The sequence below is a fragment of the Streptomyces phaeochromogenes genome, assembly GCF_001418655.1.
GTDB classification, from domain to species: domain Bacteria; phylum Actinomycetota; class Actinomycetes; order Streptomycetales; family Streptomycetaceae; genus Streptomyces; species Streptomyces phaeochromogenes.
The window spans coordinates 1-22145 of sequence record NZ_LIQZ01000081.1; the positions used below are offsets into that span (position 1 = coordinate 1).

Genomic DNA, 22145 nt, shown 5'->3' on the forward strand with positions numbered 1-22145 from the left:
CCCGAGGCCGCCCAGGCCGCCCCCGCGGCGGCCCGGTCCGCCGCGGGGGCGGCCTGGGCGGCCTCGGGGGCGTGGGGGTACGGATCGGTGGCAGATGTCACGCGTGCATCGTGCGAAAGCGGTGTGGGCGAGGGCTGTGGTGAACCTGGGGCCCGGCTGTGAGTGGGGGAAGGGGGGTCCCATGGAAGCGTATGAACACGTAAAGGGCCGGACGGTCCTGGACTGAGGGCGCTGATCGGCGACAGGGCCCGGACGGTCACAGAAGGCGCTGATCGGCGACAGGGCCGGACGGTCACAGAGGGCGCCGCCCTGTAACAGTTACCGGCGGTTCATGCCGGCTGTGCAACAGGAGTGGCTGCCGATGAACGCGCTTGCTGCGTATGGCGTTTGACGGGTTGAGATCAACAAGCAATGACGCCGAAAGGGCACCCCGACATGTCGCTCAGCCGCACCCGCACCCGCTCCCGTACGCTCGCAGCCGTCGGTTTCCTGGCCGCCACGGGGCTGTTCCTCACCGCGTGCGGCCCCGAGGACTCCGCCGGCGCGGATGCCTCCTCGTCTGCCGGTGCCTCGGACTCTCCCGGCGCCTCGGCCCCCGCCGGTTCTCCCGCGGCTTCCGGTGGCGCCGACGCCTCGGAGCCGCCGGCCGGTTCGGACGGTACGTTCTCCGGCAAGTTGACGTTCCTGGCGCCGGGCAAGCTGCTGGTCGGGGAGCGTGCCTTCTGGGTCGCGGAGGACACGGTGATCCAGGGCGCCGGGATCTGTGGTGACCCCGAGACCGCGGGGGCGGAGAACTGCACCGCCGACCAGCTGGACGACACCGCGAAGGCCGGGAACACCGAGGCCGAGGTGTCGATCGAGAAGGGCATAGCCACCAAGGTCTTCGCCGCGGAGGGTGGGGGCGGCGACTCCTCGGAGGCGCCGGCCGGTTCGGACGGTACGTTCTCCGGCAAGTTGACGTTCCTGGCGCCGGGCAAGCTGCTGGTCGGCGAGCGTGCCTTCTGGGTCGCCGAGGACACGGAGATCACGGGCGGCGACATCTGCGGTGACCCCGAGACCTCCGAAGCGGAGAAGTGCACCGCCGACGACCTGGACGCCGCCGCCGAGGCCGGCAACCTGACGGTGGAGGTGACGATCAAGAAGGGGATCGCCGGGCGGGTCACTCAGAAGTAGCCGTAGCGGAGGCCCCTCTCCAGGGCCCCCTCGGGCATCCCGGTTCGGACCGCATCGGGCATTCCGCTTCCGGTCCCCGAGCCCCTGTCTCCAGGGCGCCAAGGCCGCCCAACTCACCTTCCGGAAAACCGCGTACAACCCCCAGCCACCCCGATGAGTCGAGAGAGACGAGCGTGCCGAGGCGCGCTCGTTCGTACCCAAGGGGATGGAAGTACTCGATGACTCACCGGATATCCCGGCGTACCCGTGTGTTCTGTGCGGGCCTCGGCGCCGGGGTCCTAGTGCCGCTGACCGTGGCCGTGACACCAGCGACCGCGGCCACACCGCAGGCGACGTGCACATCCGCCCAGCCGGCCCTGGCGACCAAACTGCAGAAGGACATCACCACGGCCCTCGCGAACCGCGGGGGCACCGTGGCCGTCGGCCTCCACGACCGGAGCACCGGCACCACCTGCACGCTGAGACCGACCCAGGCCTACGACTCGGCCAGCGTCGTCAAGGTGACCGTCCTCGCCACGCTTCTCTGGGACGCCAAGAAGGCCAACCGCTTTCTCACCCAGCGGGAGTCCGATCTGGCCACCGCCATGATCACCAAGTCGGACAACGCGGCCACGACCAAGCTCTGGAACCAGCTGGGCACCACGAAGGTGAAGGGCTTCCTCGCCGCGGCCGGCATGACCCGGACCAAGCCGGGGGCGAACGGCTACTGGGGCCTCACCCAGATCACCGTCCAGGACGAGCAGAAGCTCCTCGCGCTGCTCACCGCCAGGAACACGGTTCTGAGCGACAACTCCCGGGCCTACGTACTCAAGCTCATGGGCAAGGTCGTCTCCTCGCAGCGCTGGGGCACTCCGGCGGGAGCGCCCTCCTCGGTCGCCGTCCATGTGAAGAACGGCTGGCTGTCCCGCTCCACGCACGGCTGGCGGGTCCACAGCGTGGGCACCTTCAAGGGCGCGGGCCACGACTACACGATCTCGGTCCTGACCCACGGCAACAGCACCATGAACTACGGGGTGACGACGATTCAGGCCGTGGCCAAAGCGATCCACAAGGACCTCGTGCCGACCAGAGCGCAGCGTTATACGCCCACGACCGACCCTCAGGAAGCCTTCCCGGCGGTGCCCGCTTCATGATCATCTGGCTCAACGGCACCTTCGGCGTCGGCAAGACCACGACCGCCAGGCAACTCACCAGCCTCCTCCCGGACTCCAGGCTGCTGGACACCGAGCAGGTCGGCTACATGCTCTGGCACGTCCTGGGGAAGCCGGCCCGCGACTTCCAGGAGTTCCCGCCGTGGCGCGGTCTCGTGGTGGAGACCGCGCGTCAGGTGCTCGACCATGTGGGCGGCACGCTGGTCGTGCCGCAGACCGTGCTGGAGAAGCCGTACTGGCGTGAGATCCGCACGGGACTGGTCCAAGCGGGCATTCCCTTACGCCACTTCGTCCTGCACGCCGACCACAACACGCTCGTCGAGCGCATCCAGAACGACACGGACCCGGAGAGCGTCGGCTCCCGCCGGCGGCGCCTGGACCATCTCCACGACTACGACGAGGCACTGCTCTGGCTGCGCGGGGAGGCCGAGTTGATCGACACCACCGGCGTCCCGCCTGCCATGGTCGCGAAACTCGTCAAGACGATGATCCGGCATCAGGGCGCCTCCGCGATGAGGGGGAACGTTCACCCGGGCTTCCTCGGAAGCTCACCCAGGAGTGCTAGAAACCCCCGCTGACCTGCGGAGTCCGGCGAAAAGAAGCGATTCTCCGGGGCAACCCTCGGCCCCGGTCCGCTGTCTGAATGGGTGATCGGAAACAACACCTGCCACACCCGTCACGGACAGTACGGCCGCGCGGACCGTATGGACCGCACCAGCTGTCCGATCGCCGATCGCGGTGAGGGCGCCGACGACTTCACCGGCGTCCTCGCCGCCGATTCCGATTCCGACTCCGTTCAGCACGCACTCCACGAAGGGTCTCTTTCGCATGCGCGTTTTACGAAGCATCGCCGCCACCTCCACCCTCGTACTGGCTCTGGGAGGAGCCGTACTCGCCGCGCCCGCCGCCCAGGCGGACACGGCGGCCTCCACGGCCACCGTCGAGCGCTATGACGGCGCGATCTGGTACCGGGCCGCCGCCGGACAGGTGAACGACCTGCGGATCTCCACCAAGATGATCGACGTCGACCCGGACGAGTTCGGCGGCGACTACCTCGTCACCTTCCGGGACAAGTTCGAGATCACCATCACCAGCACGGACGTGTGTACGTACCCCTCGGCGACCGACCGCACCGTCGTCGAGTGCGTGGAGCCCGAGCCCCTGGGGTCCGACGACTCGGACATCTACGACGTCGACCTCGGTGACCTCGACGACACCGCGACGGTCGGCGACGACGTCTTCACGCAGGGCACCCTCGACGGCGGCCCGGGCAACGACGTCCTCCGGGGCAAGGGGGCGAACGTCCTCAAGGGCGGGGACGGCGACGACCACCTCGAAGGCGTCGACGGTGTCTGGGTCAACGGCTCCTTCGGTGAGGCCGGCAACGACACCATCCTCACCGGCTGCGCGTACCACTGCAGCGGCGGCGCCGGGAACGACGTCCTCACGGTGACCGGCGAGGACGACCTCGGCTACACCACCCTGTACGGCGACGACGGCAACGACATCGTGCGTGGCAGCTCCGGCAACGACACCCTCTACGGCGGCAGGGGCAACGACACCCTGTACGGCCTGGCGGGCGACGACACGATCTTCGGCAACACCGGCGACGACGTGATCCACGGCGGCGCGGGCAACGACACCCTCTCCGGCGGCGCGGGCAACAACAAGGTCTACCAGGACTGAGACCAGGCGCTCGGTCGGAGCCGCGTGGGTAACCGGTGCCCACGCGACTCCGGCCCCGGGCTCCCCGGCTCCCTCGAATCCCCGACTCCCTGGAATTAACGGCCCGTACCCTCCCCCTCAACCCACCTCCGCCTACCGTGACGCCATGCGCCTGAGACCACTCCTCGCCACCGTCACGGCCGCCCTGGCGGCAGCCACCTGCCTCACCGCGGCAGCGCCCGCCAACGCCCAGCCCGCCAACACCCAGAGCGGCAAGGCCTGTTCGCCCTCCGTCTCCATCGAGAGCTTCTCCGACGCGCTCGACAAGACGACGTACGAGGGCACGTTCGTAGGCAACCTCTCCGCGCTCGCCGTGGACCGCGACGGCAGGATCGCCGCGGTCTCCGACCGGTCCGCACTCTTCACGCTGGACCGGAAGACGCTCCGGCCCGCCTCCGCCGTCCCGCTCGCCGACGAGACCGGTGCCGCGCTCGACTCCGAGGGGCTGGCCGTGGACCGGAACGGGACCCGGCTGGTCGCCTCCGAGACCGAGCCGTCCATACGCCGGTACGCCCGCGACGGCCGCATCCTCGACCGCCTCCCCGTACCGGACGCGCTCAAGGTCGCCCCCGCGGGCCGGGCCACGGCGAACCAGACCTTCGAGGGGCTGACCTTCCTCCCCGGCCGCCGCACCCTGCTGGCAGGCATGGAGGGCTCCCTCGCGGGAGACACCACCGGCATCGTCCGCTTCCAGACCTGGGAGCGGCAGCGGGGCCACTTCGCCCTCGACGCCCAGTACGGCTACCGCACCGACACCGGTCTGAACGTCTCCGAGACCACGGCCACCCCCGACGGCCGCCTCCTCGTCCTGGAACGCGGCTTCACCGCGGGCGTCGGCAACACGATCCGCCTGTACCTCGCCGACCAGCGCCGCGCCACGGACACGTCCGGCATCGACACCCTGACCGGCCAGAGCGGCGTACGCCTCGTCCGTAAGACCCTGCTCGCCGACCTCGTGAACTGTCCTTCACTCGGCGCCCAGGCCAAGCAGCCGCAGCCCAACCCGCTCCTCGACAACGTCGAGGGTCTCGCCGTCACGGGCGGCGGCCACGGCCGGCTGAACCTGCTGTTGGTCAGCGACGACAACCAGAACCCGGTCCAGATCACCCGCTTCTACTCGCTCCGGGTTCGCCTCTGACCCCTCCGGGTCTGCCTCAGATCCCCCGGGTCCGCCTCTGACCGCTGACCCGAACGTGACCCCGTACGTGACCCCGAATTGTTGCGGAGGGATGAAATCCCCTCCCGTCCGCGTTGGTGCCTTCCGGACGATCAGGATCGACCGGACGGATGGAAGGCACTCGTGGCGACACAGCAGGGATGGGCACGACGGCTGGCGGGGTACGCCTGGCGGTACCCGAAGGACGTCGTGCTCGCGCTGGGCGCCTCGCTCGGTGGCATGGCCGTCATGGCCCTGGTTCCGCTGGTCACCAAGGTGATCATCGACGACGTCGTCGGGGACCACACCCGGGGCATGGGCCCCTGGGCCGCCGCGCTCATCGGCGCCGGAGTCGTCGTCTACGTCCTCACCTACATCCGCCGCTACTACGGCGGACGCCTCGCGCTCGATGTCCAGCACGACCTGCGCACGGACATGTACGAGACGATCACCCGCCTCGACGGCCGGCGCCAGGACGAGCTGTCGACCGGCCAGGTCGTGGGCCGCGCGACCAGCGACCTCCAGCTCATCCAGGGCCTGCTCTTCATGCTCCCGATGACGGTCGGGAACGTACTGCTCTTCCTGATCTCCCTCGTGATCATGGCCTGGCTGTCGCTGCCGCTCACCCTGGTGGCCCTCGCCGTCGCCCCCGCCCTGTGGGTCATCGCCAAGCGCAGCCGCTCCAAGCTGCACCCCGCCACCTGGTACGCCCAGGCGCAGGCGGCAGCCGTGGCCGGTGTCGTGGACGGCGCGGTCAGCGGCGTACGCGTGGTCAAGGGCTTCGGGCAGGAGGACCAGGAGACCGGCAAGCTGCGCGAGATCGGCCGCAAGCTCTTCGCGGGCCGGCTGCGCACGATCCGGCTGAACTCCAGGTACACCCCGGCGCTCCAGGCGGTCCCGGCCCTCGGCCAGGTCGCCATGCTGGCCCTCGGCGGCTGGCTGGCGGTCAAGGGGCAGATCACCCTCGGCACCTTCGTTGCGTTCTCCGCCTACCTCGCCCAGCTCGTCGGCCCCGTCCGGATGCTCGCGATGGTCCTCACGGTCGGCCAGCAGGCCCGGGCCGGCGCCGAACGCGTCCTGGAGCTCATCGACACCCGGCCGTCGATCAAGGACGGCACGAAGCCGCTGCCCGCCGACGCCCCCGCGACCGTCGAGTTCGACGACGTGTCCTTCGCCTACGAGGACAGCCGCCCGGTCCTGGACGGCCTCTCGTTCGAGATCCGCGCGGGCGAGACCCTCGCGGTCGTCGGCTCCTCCGGTTCCGGCAAGTCCACGGTCTCCCTCCTGCTGCCCCGCTTCTACGACGTGACCAGGGGCGCGGTCCTCATCGGCGGCCACGACGTGCGCGAGCTGACCATCGACTCGCTGCGGGCCGCGATCGGCCTCGTCCCCGAGGACTCCTTCCTCTTCTCCGACACCGTCCGCGCCAACATCGCGTACGGCCGCCCCGAGGCCACCCAGGAAGAGATCGAGAAGGCGGCCCGGGCCGCCCAGGCGGACCGCTTCATCGCCGCGCTGCCCGAGGGCTACGACACCAAGGTCGGCGAGCACGGCCTCACCCTCTCCGGCGGCCAGCGCCAGCGCGTGGCCCTGGCCCGCGCGATCCTCACCGACCCCCGCCTGCTGGTCCTGGACGACGCGACCTCGGCCGTGGACGCCCGCGTGGAGCACGAGATCCACGAGGCCCTCAAGCAGGTCATGGCGGACCGCACCACACTCCTCATCGCCCACCGCCGCTCCACCCTGAACCTCGCCGACCGCATCGCGGTCCTCGACGAGGGCCGCCTCGCCGACATCGGCACGCACCGCGAGCTGACGGAACGCTCACCGCTCTACCGGCGCCTGCTCACGGACCCGGACGAGCTGGGCGGGGTATCGCCCGGTCACGCCCGGCCGTCCTGCCCGCAGGAGGACACGTCCGTACGGGACGAGCTGGACGCCGAGTTCGACGCCGAGCGGGGCGTCACCCCGCACCTGTGGACCGGTGACCGCGAGCCCAAGGACACGGCCCTCGACGGCTCGCCCGCGACCCCCGAACTCCTCGCCCAGGTCGACGCGCTGCCCCCGGCCTCCGACATCCCGGAGATCGACGAGGCACGCGCGGTCACGCCGGAGGAGTCGTACGGGCTGAGGCGTCTGCTGCGGGGCTTCAGGCTTCCGCTGCTCGTCAGCCTCGGCCTGGTCGCCGTGGACGCGGGCATGGGTCTGCTCCTGCCGATCCTGATCCGGCACGGCATCGACCAGGGTGTCTCCGAGGTCGCCCTCGGCGCCGTCTGGGCCGCGTCCGCCCTCGCCCTGGTGACCGTCGTCGTCCAGTGGGTGGCGCAGACCGGCGAGATCCGCATGACCGGACGCACCGGCGAACGCGTCCTGTACTCACTCCGCCTGAAGATCTTCGCCCAGCTCCAGCGCCTCGGACTCGACTACTACGAGCGGGAGTTGACCGGCCGGATCATGACCCGGATGACGACGGACGTGGACGCGCTGTCCACGTTCCTCCAGACGGGCCTGGTCACCGCGTTCGTCTCGGTCGTCACCTTCTTCGGCATCATGGTCGCCCTGCTGGTGATCGACGTGGGCCTGGCAGTGGTCGTCTTCCTGACACTGCCGCCGCTGATCATCGGCACGTTCTTCTTCCGCAGGGCCAGCGTGAAGGCGTACGAACTCGCCCGTGAGCGCGTCTCCGTGGTGAACGCGGACCTCCAGGAGTCGGTGTCCGGGCTGCGGATCCTCCAGGCGTTCCGCCGCGAGGGCGCGGGCGGTGAGCGGTTCGCGGAGCGCAGCGACAGCTACCGCCAGGCCCGTATCCGCGGCCAGTGGCTCATCTCGATCTACTTCCCGTTCGTGCAGCTGCTGTCGGCGGTCGCGGCGGCAGCGGTCCTGATCGTGGGCGCGGGCCGGGTCGACGCGGGCACCCTCACCACCGGTGCGCTGGTGGCGTACCTCCTCTACATCGACCTGTTCTTCGCCCCCGTGCAGCAGCTCTCGCAGGTCTTCGACGGGTACCAGCAGGCGACCGTCTCGCTCGGCCGGATCCAGGAGCTGCTCCAAGAGCCGACGTCGACGAAGGCCGCCGACGAGCCGCTCGAAGTCCTGTCCCTGCGGGGCGAGATCGCCTTCGAGGATGTGGACTTCGCGTACGGGGACGACGAAGAGGCCCTCAGCGACGTCTCGTTGAGCATCCCGGCCGGGCAGACCGTCGCGTTCGTCGGCGAGACGGGCGCCGGCAAGTCGACCCTCGTCAAGCTCGTGGCCCGCTTCTACGACCCGACCGGCGGCCGGGTCACGGTCGACGGCACCGATCTGCGCTCCCTCGACATCACGTCGTACCGCCACCGTCTGGGCGTCGTCCCGCAGGAGGCGTACCTCTTCCTGGGCACGGTCCGGGACGCCATCGCGTACGGGCGTCCGGACGCGAGTGACGCCGAGGTGGAGGCGGCGGCCCGCACGGTCGGCGCGCACGACATGATCGCCACGCTGGACGGTGGCTACCTCCACGAGGTCGCCGAGCGAGGCCGCAACCTCTCCGCCGGACAACGGCAGCTCATCGCGCTGGCCCGCGCGGAACTCGTCGACCCGGACATCCTGCTCCTCGACGAGGCCACCGCCGCCCTCGACCTGGCCACCGAGGCCCAGGTCAACCAGGCCACCGACCGCATCGCGGGCCGCCGCACCACGCTGGTGGTCGCCCACCGCCTGACCACGGCCGCCCGTGCGGACCGTGTCGTGGTCATGGCCGACGGCAAGGTCGCGGAGGACGGCACGCACGACGAACTGCTCGCCCGGGGCGGCCGGTACGCGGAGCTGTGGCGGACGTTCGTGGGGGAGCCCGACCAGGACGAGGCGGCGACCGTCAGCACGCCGACGTGACCCAGTAGCCCCTTCCACGCAACCATTCGCCGTACGTCATGCGTCCGTACACCAGTACGCCGATTGCTGCGGGCCGTGGAAGGGACACCAGTGGACATGGGCGTGATACGCCGACGTCTGGCGCTCGGTACTGCCCTGGTGACCGCCTCGGGGCTGTTGGTGCTCGCGGGCCCCGGGGTGGGTGAGGCGTCGGCGGCGAGCCCGTGTGCGGGGCGGAAGGTGCGCACGGTGACCTTCTCCACCGGGTACGTGCAGGTCTACAAGAAGCGCGGCTACGTCTGCGCGGTGACCCGTCCCCACAAGGTGGGCGCCCGCAAGTACATGTTGGTGAGCGTGCGGGCGCGGGGGAACCAGGCGGTCCCCAACGACGGGATGTTCAAGAAGTACGCGGGCCCGGTGAAGGTGCACGCCGGCAACCGCTGTGTGTGGATCAAGGGCGCCGTCGGCTCGGGCTCGGTGAGCACGGGCTGGATTCTCTGCTGACCTGATCCCCACCGACCGGATTCCCCGCTGAGCGGACTCTCCCGGCCGAGTTGTGCGATCTTCGTACCCTCCTGTCCGTAATGCACCCAACATCCCCTGGTGCGACAGCAGTTGCTCCGCTAGGTTCCGGCGGACATCTGCGTATTCAGGGGAGAACGCATGCGCAAAACGCTCAGATGGCTGTTGTCGCTCGTGGTGCTGATAGGCACCGTGAGCACGGCCGGGGCGGCCACCGCCGCCCAGCCGGACGCCGCCGGCACGAACGTCGTCAACGACGACGCCGCGGACATCAAGGACCGGCTCCTCGCGATCCCGGGCATGAGCCTGATCGAGGAGAAGCCCTACACGGGCTACCGCTTCTTCGTCCTCAACTACACCCAGCCCGTCGACCACCGGAAGCCGTCCAAGGGCACCTTCCAGCAGCGGATCACCGTGCTGCACAAGGACACGGCCCGCCCGACGGTCTTCTACACCGGCGGCTACAACGTCTCCACGACCCCGAGTCGCCGCGAGCCGACCCAGATCGTGGACGGCAACCAGGTCTCGATGGAGTACCGCTACTTCACTCCGTCCCGGCCCGCGCCGGCCGACTGGACCAAGCTGGACATCTGGCAGGCCGCCAGCGACCAGCACCGCATCTTCAAGGCCCTCAAGCCGATCTACGACAAGAAGTGGGTCTCCACCGGCGGCTCGAAGGGCGGCATGACCGCCACGTACTTCGAGCGCTTCTACCCGCGTGACATGGACGGCGTCGTCGCGTACGTCGCCCCCAACGACGTGGTGAACAAGGAGGACTCGGCGTACGACCGGTTCTTCGCGAAGGTCGGCACCAAGGAGTGCCGCACCCGGCTGAACGCGGTGCAGCGCGAGGCACTCGTCCGCCGGACGGCACTGGAGAAGAAGTACAAGGAGGTGGCCGCCGCCGAGGGCTACACCTTCAACACCGTCGGCAGCCTGGACAAGGCCTACGAGGCCGTCGTCCTCGACTACGTCTGGGGCTTCTGGCAGTACGGCACGCTCGCCGGCTGCGACGAGATCCCGGCGGACGCGAAGAACGCGACCGACGAGGAGATCTGGACGTCGGTCGACACGATCTCCGGCTTCTCCTTCTACACGGACCAGGGCCTGGAGCCGTACACGCCGTACTACTACCAGGCGGGTACGCAGCTCGGCGCGCCGACCATCGGCTTCCCGCACATCGAGAAGAAGCTGATCCGGTACGGCTACCAGCCGCCGCGGAACTTCGTGCCGCGCGACATCTCCATGAAGTTCCAGCCCGGCGTCATGCACGACGTCGACGCCTGGGTGAAGCGCAACGCGAACCAGATGCTGTTCGTGTACGGCCAGAACGACCCGTGGGGTGCCGAGCCGTTCCACCTCGGCAAGGGCGCGCGTGACTCGTACGTCTTCACGGCCCCCGGCATGAACCACGGCGCCAACGTCGCGGGTCTCGTCGCCGACCAGAAGGCCCTCGCCACGGCCCGGATCCTGGAGTGGGCGGGCGTCGCCTCCGCCGCGGTCCAGGCGAACCCGGACAGGGCGAAGCCGCTGGCCAAGTACGACTCGAAGCTCGACAAGCGCAAGGTGGAGCGCCAGCTCAGGCCGTAACCGGCCGACGCGGCAAGCGCCCTGCCGCGCCCGTCCGGTGGAGTCCTCGGGGAAACCCCGGGGCTACACCGGGCGGGCGCAGCCCACCGGCTTCGGCCCGCCCAGCTGGACGTACAACGCAGTCGAGGGCGGGCAGCCGGTGCGCTTCTCCACCGCCGCGGTCACCTTGAACTCCGGCGCCTTCTTGCCCGTGCTGTCGCACGACGTCTCACGGACCTCGCCCTCGCCCGCGCTGTAGACACAGTCGCCCACGATGGTGCGGGGGCCTCCGCCGCCGCCCGGGTCGCCCGGATGCGGGGCCTCAAGATTGCGCATACAGGCGTAGCCCTGCGGGACCGCGCCGTCGCCGTCCTCGTCCGCCGAGGGCTTCTGCTCGCTGATGTGCAGCACGAAGTCCGTGGTGGCGGGGCAGGGCGGCCCCGCGCCGACCTTCCCGTCGTGCCGCGCGACCACCCGTGCCGCCGCCTTCTCGCTGGTGCACGGCACCTCGGTGAACGACTCGCGCCCGAACGAACTGCACTCGTCGATCGCGAGGAACACCACCCCGTATCCCGAGGCCCGCGTCGGAGCCGGAGTCGTCTCGTCCAGCTTGCGCTCCTCGGTCCCGGACGACTGCTGGCATCCCGTGAGCGCCGCCGCCACCAGCATCAGCAGCCCGCACACCATCCCCGTACGACGTGCTCCCACGCCCCGTCCATCGCGCATGGCGCTCCCCCCGATCCCCCCGCCCAGCGTGACCCGTCGCGGCGGGCCCCGCCAGGCGTACGGGGTACTTTGCGTCAGTTGGGGGCGGTGCGCCGGGTGTGCGGCGTAGGTCCCGTACGCCAGGCCCGGTAGGACGGGCCGGGTACGTCGGGCTAGTACCTCAGACCGTGCCCCACGGGGTACAGCACCTCCGTCGGCTTGTCCGCCTTCTGTACCGGCACCGGCAGCTCGCCCACCGGGTCGGCACGCCCCGCGAGCACGCGCACGGCGGCGCGCAGCTCGACGTCCGTCCACGAGTACGCCGCCAAGTAGGCCTTGACATCGGGCAGCTGGGCCACGTCGTACGGATTGCGGATGGCGAGCGCGACCACCGGACGGCCCGTGGCGAGGAGCTGGTTCACGAGCGTCCGCTGACTGGAGGCGGCCGTGACGTTGTACGTCCCCACGAGCACCGCGTCCACACCCTGGGCCGCCGCGACGGCTTTCGCGATGGTCGCGTCGGTGGGGGCAGTGCCCGTCGAGAGGACCGTCGCCGTGAAGCCCAGCTCGGTCAGCGCGGCGCCGAGCACGGTCGTGGGCGGCCCGGTGGTCCCGGACGGCGAGGCGGGATCGGCCCCGACGACAAGAACGCTCCGATGCGTACGACGCGAAAGCGGCAGCAGCCCACCGGAATTGACGAGAAGAGTCGTGGTCCGCTCGGCGATGCGATCAGCGGCCTTGAGGTGCGACGAGATCCCGACGACCCGGTCCACCCCGCGCCCCGTGACGTACGGATCCTTGAGCAGCCCCAGCTTGGCCTTCAGCCGCAGCACCCGCAGGATCGATTCGTCGAGTCGCGCCTCGGTCAGCTCGCCGCCGCGGACGGCCTGGAGGACGGCGTTCCAGGCGATGTCCAGCTTCGGCGGATTGAGGAGCTGGTCGACACCGGCCTTCAGGGCGAGCACGGGCACCCGGTCGTCCCCGTACTTGGTCCGTACGCCCTCCATGCCCAGCGAGTCCGTCACCACGACCCCGTCGTAGCCGAGCCGCTCGCGCAGAATGCCGGTGAGGATGGGCCGGGAGAGGGTCGCCGGGTCGCCCGACGGATCGAGCGCCGGGACCATGATGTGCGCGGTCATGATCGAGTCGATCCCGGCCGCGATGGCGGCGCGGAACGGCGGCGCGTCCAGCTCGGCCCACTGCGCCTCGGTGTGCTCGATGACCGGGAACCCGTAGTGGCTGTCGGTCTCGGTGTCCCCGTGCCCCGGGAAGTGCTTGGACGTGGCCGCGACCCCGGCGCTCTGGTACCCCTTCACCTGCGCGGCGACCATCCCCGCCACCGCCTGGGGATCGGCACCGAAGGACCGTACGCCGATGACCGGGTTGGCCGGGTTGACGTTCACGTCGGCGACCGGCGCGTAGTCCTGCCGGACGCCCATCGCGCGCAGTTCGGCGCCGCCGATCCGCCCCGCCGTACGGGCGTCCGTGCGCGAGCCGCCGGCCCCGAGGGCCATCGCACCCGGGAAGAGCGTCGCGGGCCTGCCCACGCGGGCGACGATGCCGTGCTCCTGGTCGGTGGAGATGAGCACGGGCAGCCCGCGGGGCTGTGCCAGCGAGGCCTTCTGGATGCCGTTGCTCAGGTCCGCGATCTGGTGCGGGTCACGGGTGTTGTGCGCCCACCCGAAGTAGATGATCCCGCCGACCCGGTACTTCGCGAGCAGCTCGGCGGCATCCCGTACGCCGATCTCCTTGAGGTTGGCGTCGATGTCGGCCTGGTCGGGCGCGGTCGCCGAGTGCCCGTACACCCGCATCACGAAGAGCTGCCCGACCTTCTCTTCGAGCGTCATACGGGAGATCAGGGCCCGGAGCTTCTTGTCGTCGTGCCTGCCGGTGTCGTCGTCCTCGGCCAGCGCCGGACCGCCGCCGACGGCGACGACCGCCGCCGCGCCCGCGGTCGCCGCGAGCAGCGTACGTCTGGAGGTGTGCACGTGCGCTCCTTCCGGAGAGGGCCCGAAGGACCCGTGGAGGGGCGAGTATGAAGGAAACTTCCAAGGAGTCACGGATATCCGGGAAATTTCTGCCAGTCAATAGCGCGGACAGCCGACACGGCGGATTCACCCCGCTTGAGCCCTTCCGGCGGGGCTGCCCGGGGCCCTGCCAGTGGGGGACCGGCCAGGGGAGGAATCACCACTCGCCGACGTACGGACTGCCTGACACAAGAGGGGCCGTCATCGGCGCTGTTGGAGGGGGGGCGCGCCGATGACGGCGTGCTGTCGGCCGCAGGCGGCGGAGAGGGTAAGTCAGCGATCGCAGCCAGCAGCGAGGCCGACACCGCACTGCGGTGACTCATCCGGCAGCATGCGGGTTGGACGGGGGGTGGCGAGGATGGGTTCCCCTGAATCCACCGATTCCCGGAAATTGGTGCGGGTGGGCACGGGAGTGCACAACGGGGTTGATGGGGTGCTGTTTTGGGCCGCTGGATTGCGGTCGTTGTGGGGCGAGGCCGGTGTCACGCCACCGGAGTGGCGACGCGAGGCTCCCTCGCGCTGAGATCCCGGTACAGCACGGCGACCACCGAGCACACGAACGGCAGAACCACCAGCGGCAGCAGGAGCAGGGCCACCGCGGTCGGCGTGATCAGGACCAGCACCCCGGTGATGTACGGGTTGTCGTCGCTCAGCCACAACATGCCGAGTCCCAGCACGTGCGCGACGGGCCCCGCCGCGTACCGCAGGACGACGAACGCGAGCACGACGGCCGCCATGAGCAGCAGCCCGATGCCGTACGTCTTCCAGGGCGCCCTCTTCGTCAGCGCCCAGGCACGTCGGACCGCCGCCTTGGAGGAGGAGTTCTCGGTCACCAGCGCGGCGGTGGCCACGCAGTGGCGGAAGTACACGAGCAGGGCGAGCGCCGCGATGGTGATCGGCAGGACGCCACCCACGAGCCGGTACTGCCAGGTCGCGGTCTCACCCACCAGCGTCCGCTCGACACCCGGCACTTCCCCCGAGTCCGCGACGACCGAGGTCATGAGCGCCAGGAACCCCACCGCCCCGACGCGCAGCCAGACCCGCCACTGCACCCAGTAGGCGACCCCGAGGTGCGGACGCATACGTGCCCACAACACACGCACAGTCAGGGTCTGTTGGCCCTCCTCCGAGGTGTGCTCGAAGGCCACGGTGTACGCGGTCTGCAACACGGCGACGACGGCCGCGGCGAGCGCGAGCAGCAGCACGGTGACGCCCGCGCCGACCTTTTGCAGGGTCTCCATCGTCCCGTCGATGTACGCCGCGATGGGGTCCTCGTAGGCGACATCCTGGTCCGCACTCCTCCGCACCTCCTCGAACGTCCCCCACGACAGGAGGAACCCGGCCCCCACGACGGCGCTCCCCGCGAGGGTGGAGAGCCCGGTGACGAGGAGCGTGAGCCGATAGAGGGGCCGCCAGGTGAGACGGAGGTTGCGGAGGGCTTCGCGGATCAGCATCAGGGGTGGGAAGCGGTCCTTACCTCGGCTATGAAGACACCCCAGGCGACGGGGGAGACACGGAGGGAGGGGCGTGCGATGTCTTTGGAATCACGGATGTGGATGGCGGAGGTGGTGGCCACCTCTACGCATTCGCCGCCACTGGAGTCGCTGTAGCTGCTTTTGAACCACGTCAGTTGGGTCATAGCTCACCTGCCAACTGCTCGATCAGGGCGACGGATTCCCCCGGGTGGAGGGCCTGACTTCTGATCATTGCATAACGGCGTGCCAGAAACCCGACCTCATCTGGCCTGGAAACGAGGGTGCTCTGACCGTTGCCCTCCATGTACACCAAGGTGGTGTTCTCAGGAGTTTCCAGTACGGTCAACGGCCCCTGGAGCCCCGCATGTCCGGCCATGGTCGTCGGCATGACCTGGAGCACCACGTTTGGTCGTTCCGCGCAGGTGATGAGGTACTCGTACTGTGCGCGCATGACTTCGGAGCCACCGGTTAGCCGTCGCAGTGCGGCCTCTTCGAGGATGACGTTGATGACACACACCGGCTTGCGGTCGAAGAGTGCTTTGCGTTCCAGGCGAGCCGAAACCAACTTCTCGACTTCGTCCTCATCGAGCGGCGGAAACGCGCAGTTCAGCACGGCACGGGCGTACTCCCCGGTCTGCAGCAGGCCATGAAGGAGCTGCGTGCAGTACGAGGAGACACTCAATGCCTCCTGCTCAAGCTGCACGAACCCCTGAAAGTGGGCCGGATAGCGCTCCAAGCGCAAATACTTGGCCGCCGCCGCGATCACCCCACCCGCCTCCAGCGCCTTCTCCGCGGCCTCGATGAACTCATCGGTCGCAGGCTTGGCGCACGTCTCGACCGCGCTCACCGCGGCCCCCGTATAAGCCATCCGCTCGCCCAACTCGGTCTGCGACAACCCCGCCTTCGTGCGCAGCATCCGCAGTACCTCCGCGAAATACTGCGCGGCAGGTGACGACGAGTTCTTCTTGGGCTGCGCCATTGCAACCTTCCCCTCTACGGCACTCAACGCCAATCAACGCCCGCACAGGCACAGTTGCCCGCCGCAGGCGTCGACGCTCGGTCACTGGTGACGGTAGCCACCAGGGCCGACAGTGTTCACGTGAACACAGAAAGTGACGGAGTAAACCTCCGAGTCCGGACATGGCGGCGCAGGCTCACACCGGTGACCCGCTCCGTGCCGGAGGCCCGCCGTGGGGCCAGGTCCGTACTCACGGAATGGCGGATCCCGACAGACGCGGCGGAGGCGATCGAGCTGATCGTCTCGGAGCTGGCGACGAACGCGGTACGCCACGCCCGCGTCCCCGACCGCTTCTTCGAGGTGGCGCTCACCTACGACGGCCAGAAGACGGTCGAGGTGGAGGTCTCCGACGCCTCTCCCCGCCTCCCGGAACCCCAAGTCCCGCACCTGGACGCGGAGTCGGGCCGCGGCCTGCACCTCGTGGCGGCGCTGGCGGAGAGCTGGGAGCTGAGAGGCAGAGTGATCGGCAAGACGGTATGGGCGAGAGTGCTCACGCAATAGGCACGCCTACAGAGGGCGCGGCGTGCCGGTCGACGCGCCGCCGCCCTACGCCGACTCGTTCAGCAACCGCGCCAGATGCTCCCGGCCCGCCCCCAGCAACCCTTCGAGCGGCGCGGCCGACGCGTACCACCGCTTCTCGTACTCCCAGCACAGCCAGCCGTCCCAGCCCTCGCGGGAGAGGAGTTCGACGCACTCGGTGAGGGGGAGGACGCCCGTGCCGAGCGGCAGCGGGGTCGTGTCGTCGGCTGAGGCGATGTCCTTGACCTGGATGTAGCCGAGGTGCGGGGAGAGCGCGGCGAAGGTCGACGGGGGTTGTTCGCCGCCGAGCCAGGTGTGCATGACGTCCCACAGGGCGCCGGCCTGGCGGTGACCGACCAGGCCGAGGACGCGGATCGCGTCGGCGCCCGTGCGGTGCGAGTCATGGGTCTCAAGCAGGATGCGTACGCCCAGGTCGGCGGCGTACTCGGCGGCCGTGCCCAGGCGCCGGGCGGCCGTGGCGTCGGCCTCCTCGGGGCTCTGGTCGGGGCTGCCGCCTGGGAAGACGCGGATGTAGGGCGCGCCGAGGTCCCGGGCCAGTTCGAGGAGCTCGCGGATCTCGGCGATCACGGGGCCGTCGTCGCCCGGTGCCGCGACGCGCGCGTACCCGGCGAGGCCCAGGATCTCGATGCCCGCGGCCTTGAACTCGGCAGCCACGTCGGTCCGTCCGGCAGGATCCAGGCCGAGGTGGACCGGCTCCTCGGGATGCGTGCGCAACTCGACGCCGTGATAGCCGTGCGTGGCGGCGAGGCGCACCACGTCGCTGATCGGGAGTCCAGGAACACCGAGGGTGGAGAAGGCCAGCTTCATGACTCGGACAGTACCCGCCACCAGTCTTTTTTCACTCCCGCGTGCGGCACGGGTCCGGAGATCGACTCAGGGCAGTGCCGAACGGGTCCGGAGATCGACTCCGGGCAGTACCGCGCGGGTCCGGCGATCGACTCCCGGCCGCGCCTCGCGGGTCCGGAGACCGACCTCGGCCGGCGCGCCTCGCGGGTTCGAAGGCCGACTCCGGGCAGCGCGCCTCGCGGCCCTCGACCCATGTACGGCCCATCCGTCCGCCAAGTCCCGGCAACGGCCCGGCAATGCCCCGACCTGGCATGTCATGGCTTGGCCAACCCCTTCCCACCCGTTTCTCACTTGTTCACCGGACGCCCCTGATGGGCCATGCCGAACCCGGCGGAGAGTGATCGGCGGCCCGCTGCTCTCCGTCACGGGCCCACGCCACTCCGCAGAGCCCAATGGTTCAAGAAGGGGCAACCATGCCCGAGTTGACTCGTCGTAGACTCCTCGGTTCCGCCGCCGGCGCGGTGGGCGGCGCCGCGGCCCTCAGCCTCCTCCCGCCCAGCGTGCAGAAGGCCGTCGCGGCCGGACCGCCGAAGCGCGGCTCGCTCCGCGACATCGAGCACGTCGTGATGCTGATGCAGGAGAACCGTTCCTTCGACCACTACTTCGGCACCCTGTCCGGGGTACGCGGCTTCGCCGACCCGCACCCGCTGAAGCTCGACAACGGCCGCTCGGTCTTCTACCAGCCCGACGCCGAGAACCCGAAGGGCTATCTGCTGCCCTTCCACCTCGACACCCGCAAGTCGAGCGCGCAGGCGATACCGTCCACCAGCCACGCCTGGTCGGTCCAGCACGAGGCCTGGAACAACGGCAAAATGGACCGCTGGCTGCCGGCCCACCGCAAGGCGGACGGCGTCAACGGCCCGTACGTCATGGGGTATTACACCCGCGAGGACATCCCCTTCCAGTTCGCCCTCGCCGAGGCCTTCACCATCTGCGACAACTACTACTGCTCGGTGTTCGGCCCGACCTGGCCGAACCGTCTGATGTGGATGACGGGCACGATCGACCCGGGCGGGCAGCGGGGCGGCCCGATCCTCAGCAACGTGGCGCCGACGCCGTACCGCTGGACGACGTACGCCGAGCGGCTCCAGTCGGCCGGGATCAGCTGGAAGGTGTACCAGCAGGACGACGACTACGGCTGCAACATGCTGGAGCAGTTCGCGTCCTTCAAGAACGCGGCACCGGGCTCCGACCTCTACGAGCGCGGCGTACGCCCCCAGCCCGAGGGCACCTTCGAGGACGACGCCCGCAACGACCGCCTGCCGGCCGTCTCGTGGATCATGCCGACGAGCTTCCAGTCGGAGCACCCGGACTACCTGCCCGCCGCGGGCGCGGACTTCGTGGCGTCGAAGATCGAGGCCATCGCCTCCAACCCCAAGGTGTGGCGGAAGACGGCCTTCATCCTCAACTACGACGAGAACGACGGCCTGTTCGACCACGTGGCCCCGCCGACACCGCGCGCGGGTACGGCGGACGAGTTCGTCCAGGGCCTGCCGATCGGCGGTGGCTTCCGCGTACCGGCGATTGTCATCTCGCCCTGGACAGTGGGCGGTTGGGTGGCGTCGGAGGCGTTCGACCACACCTCCTCGTTGCGCTTCCTTGAGGCATTCACGGGCGTGGAGGAACCGAACATCAGCGACTGGCGTCGGGACACCTTCGGTGACCTCACGTCGGCGTTCCGCTTCTCCAGCCCCCGCCCGCGGGCACCGCGCCTCCCGGACGACACGGCGGAGCAGCTGGAACGGGCGAAGGAGGAGGTGGCGACTCTGCCGAAGCCGGTGCTTCCTGGCGGGCGCCAGTCCTTTCCGAGGCAGGAGAAGGGGCGGCGCCCGCGCGTGTGACTCCGTCGGGGGGCGTGGGTAGGGCGGCTGGGGGTTGGGCCGGATATCGAGGGACCGTCGGACTCGGCCGGGTGCGCGGTTCCTCGCGCCCCTAAAAGCCAAAAGATCGCGCCGTTCCCCGCGCCCCCAAAAAAGCCAAAGACTGCGCCGTTCCCCGCGCCCCTGATGGGGCGCCCCCTGTCGTCTCCGCCGGGCAGGCAGGTGTGTCGGCGCCTGTCAGCTCACGCCATGCAGGTCCAGGCGCCAGTCCTGGCCGTTTAGGTCGGTGCCGAAGGAGCGGTGGGGTTTCTCGTCGACTAGGACGAAGCCGTGGCGCTGGTAGATGCGGCGGGCGGCGGAAAGGACGTCGTTCGTCCACAGGACCATCTCCCGGTAGCCGACGCCGCGTGCGAACTCGACACAGGCGCCCACCAGTTGATCGCCGATGCCGAGACCGCGCGCGTCCGGTTCGACGAGCAGGAGGCGCAGCCGGGCGGCGCCGGGCGCCTCGTCCCGTACGCACATCACGCAGCCCACCGGACGACCGTCGAGCTCCGCGATCCACACCCGCTCCAGGTGCGGATCGTGGTCCTCGGCGAAGTCGGCGACGATCCGGGCGACCAGGCCCTCGTAGTCCGTGTTGAAGCCGTACTCGGAGGCGTAGAGCGCGGCATTGCGCTGCACGACCCAGCCGAGGTCGCCGGGACCCGGCTCGCGCAGCAGTACGTCCTCCCGACGCGGTGGCCGCCGGCTCGCGTCCGAAAGAATCTCCCGGATGTCCCGCATGGCCTCGGCGAGCCGGGGCCGGGCCTCCGGCGGCACCGTGGAGAGCAGCGAGCCGACGGCCTCCCGCGAGCGCTCGTTCAGCAGATCGGCGGTCTCCCGGCCACGGTCCGTGAGCGTGATCCGGCGCCGCCGGGTGTCCTTCTCGGACGGCGCCCGCTCGATCAGCCCGTCCTTCTCGAACTTCGCGAGCAGACGGCTCAAGTAGCCGGAATCCAGACAGAGTTCGCCGCGGAGGTCGGCCGCGTCCGTACGGGGGGAGTGGGCGAGTTCGTACAGCACGCGGGACTCCGTGAGCGTGTACGGGGCGTGGAGCTGGCGGCTGTAGTCGAGCGCGCCGATGAGGTTCGTGTAGAAGCGGTTGAAAGCACGGATCTCTTGAATGGTCATGACGTCCGGCACCTGCCTTTGACACCTGCCTTGGGGTTCACACACCGGGCTGGATAGCTGACTCAGTCAGAGATTATGCCCGCTGTGGTAGGTGTCCGCACGGGTTTTGTCGGTCCGGGGGCGCTGTTAGCGTGGCCGTTCGATCGAAGGATCGAGGGGGAGACTCGTAGATGACTACGACCACATCGAGCACGTTCCGTATCGGCGGAGACCTGGAGGTGGGCCGGCTCGGCTTCGGGGCGATGCACCTGCCCACCGAACCGGCCGACGCCCGCGAGGCGGCAATAGCGGTGGCCAGGCGGGCTGTCGAACTGGGCGTGACACTGATCGATACGGCCTACATGTACGGCGGGGGAGCCAACGAGGAACTCCTCGCCGAGGCCCTGCACCCGTACGCGGGCGGGCTGCTCGTCACCACCAAGATCGGCCTCGAACGGTCGGAGTCCTCGGGCGAGTGGGAGCTGAACGGCCGCCCGGAGGTCCTGCGGGCCCAGGTCGACAAGGCCCTGCGCCGCCTCCGTATGGACCGCATCGAACTCCTGCAACTGCACCGCATCGACCCGGCGACCCCGCTCGCCGACCAGCTCGGCGCACTGCGGGACCTCCGGGACGAGGGCAAGGTGGCCCGGATCGGCCTGTCCGAGGTCACCGTCGACGAACTCGACCGGGCGCGAGAGATCGTGGACATCGCGAGCGTCCAGAACCGGTACAACCTGCTCGACCGCGAGCATGAGCCGGTGTTGGCCGCCTGCGAGGCGGCAGGGATCGCCTTCCTGCCGTGGCGGACCGTGGCGTGGGGGTCGTCGGGGGACACGGCGGAGATCGCGGCGGTGGCGGCCGAACTGGGCGCTACGCCCACGCAGGTCGTACTGGCGTGGCTCCTCGGCCACTCACCGGTGATGCTGCCGATCCCTGGCACGGGTCGGCTCGCCCACCTGGAGGAGAACGTGGCGGCGGGCGGGCTCCACCTCAGCCCGGGCCAACGGGCTCGCTTGGACGCGCTGTAGTCCTCCGCAGTCGGGCGGAGTCCTGGCTGCGGCCCGGTGGGGGCTGGGGTCGCGCAGTTCCCCGCGCCCCTAAAGGCCACAAGATTGCGGCGTTCCCCGCGCCCCTGAGGAGTGTGGCTGAGGCCGGATGCGTAGGTGCGGGTGTGTCGTGACTGGGTGCGCGGTTCCTCGCGCCCCTTAAAAGACAAAGACTGCGCCGTTCCCCGCGCCCCTGGAAGAAACCAGCCCCTCACCCTCCGGCAGCCGCCCTCCGGACGAAGGGGTCGTGTCGGGGTTTCCGATCGCAGCACGACCTCTGATGGGCAACCAGTAGGTACTGGATGACACAGCTGCGATCGGATGCCCCGTCGCGGCCCCGACCCGACAACCCAACGGCTGGCGCGTCTTTC

At 69.7% G+C, this 22145-nt stretch carries 18 protein-coding genes; 11 read left to right on the plus strand and 7 right to left on the minus strand.

Annotated elements, in window-relative coordinates; genetic code table 11:
* Positions 1-411: 411 nt before the first annotated feature.
* The 8 genes from AOK17_RS11715 to AOK17_RS11750 all read left to right on the plus strand — a co-directional run bounded on the left by AOK17_RS11715 (position 412) and on the right by AOK17_RS11750 (position 11166).
* Positions 412-1173 (plus strand): hypothetical protein, encoded by a 762-nt coding sequence (locus tag AOK17_RS11715; protein ID WP_157881308.1) that lies wholly within the window; start codon positions 412-414, stop codon positions 1171-1173.
* Positions 1174-1391: 218 nt separating this feature from the next.
* Positions 1392-2306, plus strand: coding sequence for a serine hydrolase (locus tag AOK17_RS11720; RefSeq protein ID WP_055612342.1), 915 nt, complete (start codon positions 1392-1394; stop codon positions 2304-2306).
* Positions 2303-2902 (plus strand): P-loop nucleotide/nucleoside kinase family protein, encoded by a 600-nt coding sequence (locus tag AOK17_RS11725; protein ID WP_079052945.1) that lies wholly within the window; start codon positions 2303-2305, stop codon positions 2900-2902. Before AOK17_RS11720 ends, AOK17_RS11725 begins: the two co-directional genes overlap by 4 nt.
* Before the next feature lie 250 nt (positions 2903-3152).
* Positions 3153-4010: a calcium-binding protein gene (locus tag AOK17_RS11730; RefSeq protein ID WP_055612343.1), complete on the plus strand. Its 858-nt coding sequence runs from the start codon at positions 3153-3155 to the stop codon at positions 4008-4010.
* 145 nt (positions 4011-4155) lie between these two features.
* Entirely contained in the window at positions 4156-5187 is a 1032-nt protein-coding gene (locus tag AOK17_RS11735; RefSeq protein WP_055612344.1) for an esterase-like activity of phytase family protein, read from the plus strand.
* 162 nt (positions 5188-5349) lie between these two features.
* Positions 5350-9075 (plus strand): ABC transporter ATP-binding protein, encoded by a 3726-nt coding sequence (locus tag AOK17_RS11740; protein WP_055612345.1) that lies wholly within the window; start codon positions 5350-5352, stop codon positions 9073-9075.
* 96 nt (positions 9076-9171) lie between these two features.
* Positions 9172-9558, plus strand: a complete 387-nt coding sequence (locus AOK17_RS11745; protein ID WP_245697098.1) for a hypothetical protein — start codon at positions 9172-9174, stop codon at positions 9556-9558.
* A 159-nt stretch (positions 9559-9717) separates the two neighbouring features.
* Entirely contained in the window at positions 9718-11166 is a 1449-nt protein-coding gene (locus AOK17_RS11750) for a S28 family serine protease (RefSeq protein WP_055612347.1), read from the plus strand.
* Between the two features lie 63 nt (positions 11167-11229).
* Here AOK17_RS11750 and AOK17_RS11755 read toward each other — a convergent pair whose 3' ends face one another.
* The 5 genes from AOK17_RS11755 to AOK17_RS11770 form a co-directional block, all read right to left on the minus strand.
* On the minus strand, positions 11230-11871 hold the full coding sequence (locus AOK17_RS11755; protein ID WP_055612348.1) for a hypothetical protein: 642 nt from the start codon (positions 11869-11871) through the stop codon (positions 11230-11232).
* 152 nt (positions 11872-12023) lie between these two features.
* The gene (locus AOK17_RS11760; RefSeq protein ID WP_055612349.1) at positions 12024-13838 is read right to left on the minus strand and encodes a glycoside hydrolase family 3 protein; all 1815 of its coding nucleotides are present in this window, start codon (positions 13836-13838) and stop codon (positions 12024-12026) included.
* A gap of 521 nt (positions 13839-14359) precedes the next feature.
* Positions 14360-15331, minus strand: coding sequence for a hypothetical protein (locus tag AOK17_RS11765; protein ID WP_055612350.1), 972 nt, complete (start codon positions 15329-15331; stop codon positions 14360-14362).
* Complete coding sequence (locus AOK17_RS48285; protein WP_079052946.1) at positions 15331-15516, minus strand: DUF397 domain-containing protein; 186 nt, start codon at positions 15514-15516, stop codon at positions 15331-15333. Before AOK17_RS48285 ends, AOK17_RS11765 begins: the two co-directional genes overlap by 1 nt.
* Positions 15513-16331: a helix-turn-helix domain-containing protein gene (locus AOK17_RS11770; RefSeq protein WP_055612351.1), complete on the minus strand. Its 819-nt coding sequence runs from the start codon at positions 16329-16331 to the stop codon at positions 15513-15515. Before AOK17_RS11770 ends, AOK17_RS48285 begins: the two co-directional genes overlap by 4 nt.
* 183 nt (positions 16332-16514) lie before the next feature.
* Here AOK17_RS11770 and AOK17_RS11775 point away from each other — a divergent pair, with 183 nt between their 5' ends.
* A complete protein-coding gene (locus AOK17_RS11775) occupies positions 16515-16871 on the plus strand; it encodes an ATP-binding protein (protein WP_157881309.1) in 357 nt (118 codons plus the stop codon).
* A 45-nt stretch (positions 16872-16916) separates the two neighbouring features.
* Here AOK17_RS11775 and AOK17_RS11780 read toward each other — a convergent pair whose 3' ends face one another.
* The gene (locus AOK17_RS11780) at positions 16917-17717 is read right to left on the minus strand and encodes a sugar phosphate isomerase/epimerase family protein (protein WP_055612353.1); all 801 of its coding nucleotides are present in this window, start codon (positions 17715-17717) and stop codon (positions 16917-16919) included.
* A gap of 452 nt (positions 17718-18169) precedes the next feature.
* Between AOK17_RS11780 and AOK17_RS11785 the strand changes: the two genes are divergently transcribed.
* Positions 18170-19597: an alkaline phosphatase family protein gene (locus AOK17_RS11785; RefSeq protein ID WP_055612354.1), complete on the plus strand. Its 1428-nt coding sequence runs from the start codon at positions 18170-18172 to the stop codon at positions 19595-19597.
* A 216-nt stretch (positions 19598-19813) separates the two neighbouring features.
* Here the strand turns inward: AOK17_RS11785 and AOK17_RS11790 are convergent, their stop codons facing one another.
* Positions 19814-20749 (minus strand): bifunctional helix-turn-helix transcriptional regulator/GNAT family N-acetyltransferase, encoded by a 936-nt coding sequence (locus AOK17_RS11790; protein WP_055612356.1) that lies wholly within the window; start codon positions 20747-20749, stop codon positions 19814-19816.
* Positions 20750-20919: 170 nt separating this feature from the next.
* Here AOK17_RS11790 and AOK17_RS11795 point away from each other — a divergent pair, with 170 nt between their 5' ends.
* Positions 20920-21756, plus strand: coding sequence for an aldo/keto reductase (locus AOK17_RS11795; RefSeq protein WP_055612355.1), 837 nt, complete (start codon positions 20920-20922; stop codon positions 21754-21756).
* The last annotated feature ends 389 nt before the right edge of the window (positions 21757-22145 follow it).